General features: G+C 44.3%; 1 protein-coding gene. It reads left to right on the forward strand.

The genetic code is table 11. The features are described 5' to 3' along the window. Nucleotides 1-265: 265 nt before the first annotated feature. A complete protein-coding gene (locus AC805_RS01410) occupies nucleotides 266-2,008 on the forward strand; it encodes a DUF3352 domain-containing protein (protein WP_055073758.1) in 1,743 nt (580 codons plus the stop codon). Nucleotides 2,009-2,164 lie beyond the last annotated feature (156 nt).

The raw sequence follows: 2,164 nt of genomic DNA on the forward strand, positions 1-2,164 counted from the left end.
TTAGATCTGGATTTTAATTATGCTGAGGTACTTAGATAAATTCTAAGAAATATGAAGATTATATTTAGCGATCGCTATCTTCTCCCTATTTTGTCTTGACTCATGCCATAGCTTTATTTGGAGACTTTGCAGCAGTCTTGTTGGATATTCAATGCGATCGATCTCACAACCAATGTGTAAATCCAATCTATGGTGATTTTGACTTAAGTACTATACTGACATCTTGAAATCAATAAAATTAAAATAAAATTGAGGTCTTAAATTTATGACAGAAACAAAGCCAAATTTACTACCACTTATTGGTGGCGCGGCTGTGGTTGTCGCTGGTGGCGTAGGTGCTTACTTCTTCTTCAACAAACCAACTATTACACCTACGGCTAGTGGTAGTACGGGAACACTTACGATTGTCCCCAAACAGTCATTGATGGCAATGTCTCTGTCAACGGATGGGGAAGCCCTATCAAAACTAGAGCAGTTCCTCTCGCCAGAGACCAAAAAGCTTTACGATGATATGCTCGCCAAGGTAAAGACCAACCTCTCCACAGGTGACTTTGACTATGAAAAAGATGTCAAGCCTTGGATTGGTAAAAATATCACCATCGCCATTCTACCCTCCACTAAAACCGCCAGTCTCTTACCGCGTACCCAAGCTGTTGCCCCAGTCCGCTACGTTCCAATGAGCGATACAGGTTCGGTACAATTCGTACAAGACAAAGTTACTCCTGATACAAAAGCAGTTCCCAATATTTTGGTGGTAGTTGAGGTTAAGGACAAGGTAGGTGCCGAGAAGTTCTTGACCGATAGGGTTAAAACTAAAGCGGGTGGCAAGGAAAAACAATCCGATTATAAAGGCGTAAAAGTCACCCAATATGGTGAAGGCACGAATGCCAGTGTTACGGCAATGGTCGGTGATTACTTGATCGTCACCCCTCAAGAGCAAACTACTCAGAAAGCGATCGATACTTTCAAAGGCGAAGCTTCCCTAGCTGGTTCCGTAGGTGCTGACGATCTAAAAATTCAAAACCCCGTCTTCCAAGTTTTTGTTCCCAATTTTGGCGAATCCATCGTGCAATTGTCAGCACTAAGTCCCGAATCGCAGACCATTCCCCCCGAATCATTAGAGCAATTGAAAAAGCTGAAATCCCTGAATATGGGTTTCGGTATCGATGATGCGGGCATCCGCTTTAAAGCTCTCGGTAAATTTGATCCCGATGCAATTGCCGCTCTCAAAAATTCACCCAACAAGGTCATTGCTCAGATTCCTTCTCAAGCATTCATGGTGATCAATGGCTCTAATATCAACAGTTCTTGGGAACAATTTGTCAAGTCAGCTGAAAAAACACCCGAACTCAAGAAAAGCATCGATGACACGCGCACTCAATTGAAGTCTTCTCCATTGGCTCTAGATCTTGATAAGGATATCTTTGGATGGATGGATGGTGAATATGCGCTCGCTCCTATTGAGGGCAAGCCTGAAGGAATCTTAGCCCAAACTCAAGGACTCGCACCCTTGCTACTGATCCAGACCACGAAACGTGCTGCGGGTGAATCTCTACTGACGAAGTTAGATGATTTTGTTGCTAAAAATGGCGGCAAGGTGAGCAAAAAAGATGTTGGCGGAGTTGCGGTGACGGAATGGTCAGCACCAGGCGCTCCAGGGGCGATCGTATCTCACGGCTGGAGTCAACAGGATGTAGTATTTCTCACGGCTTCTCCGATCGTATCGCTATTCGTGCCCAAGCCTACTGCTGCGATCGATGGTGATGCCACCTTTAAGTCAGTGATTAGTACTCTTCCTACCAGTAATGTTGGCTATTTCTATATCGATGCTGATAAAACTTGGAATATTGTCCAAGCCTTCATGCCTGCTGCGGAGAAAGCCAAAACTCCTCCAGAAGCTAAGGCTCTGATTGAATCTATCCGTGGTTTGGCGATTACCGCTAATTATCCCAGCCAAGACACTGCTTCTGTCGAAGCAATTCTCGCCCTCAAAAAAGGCGGCAAGTAATTAGCTAAGCCCGCAATCTGTGGTGCAGGCTCAGCCTACACCACAGATTATGGCTCTGGTTTTTAATTAACGTGAGTTCGGGTTAAACTGGCAAATTTCAAAATCCCAAAAGTAAAAGCCTTACTGGATTTGGTTTTCAATTCCCAAAAGTGTAGC

It is taken from the genome of Pseudanabaena sp. 'Roaring Creek', from assembly GCF_001402795.1.
Lineage (GTDB): Bacteria > Cyanobacteriota > Cyanobacteriia > Pseudanabaenales > Pseudanabaenaceae > Pseudanabaena.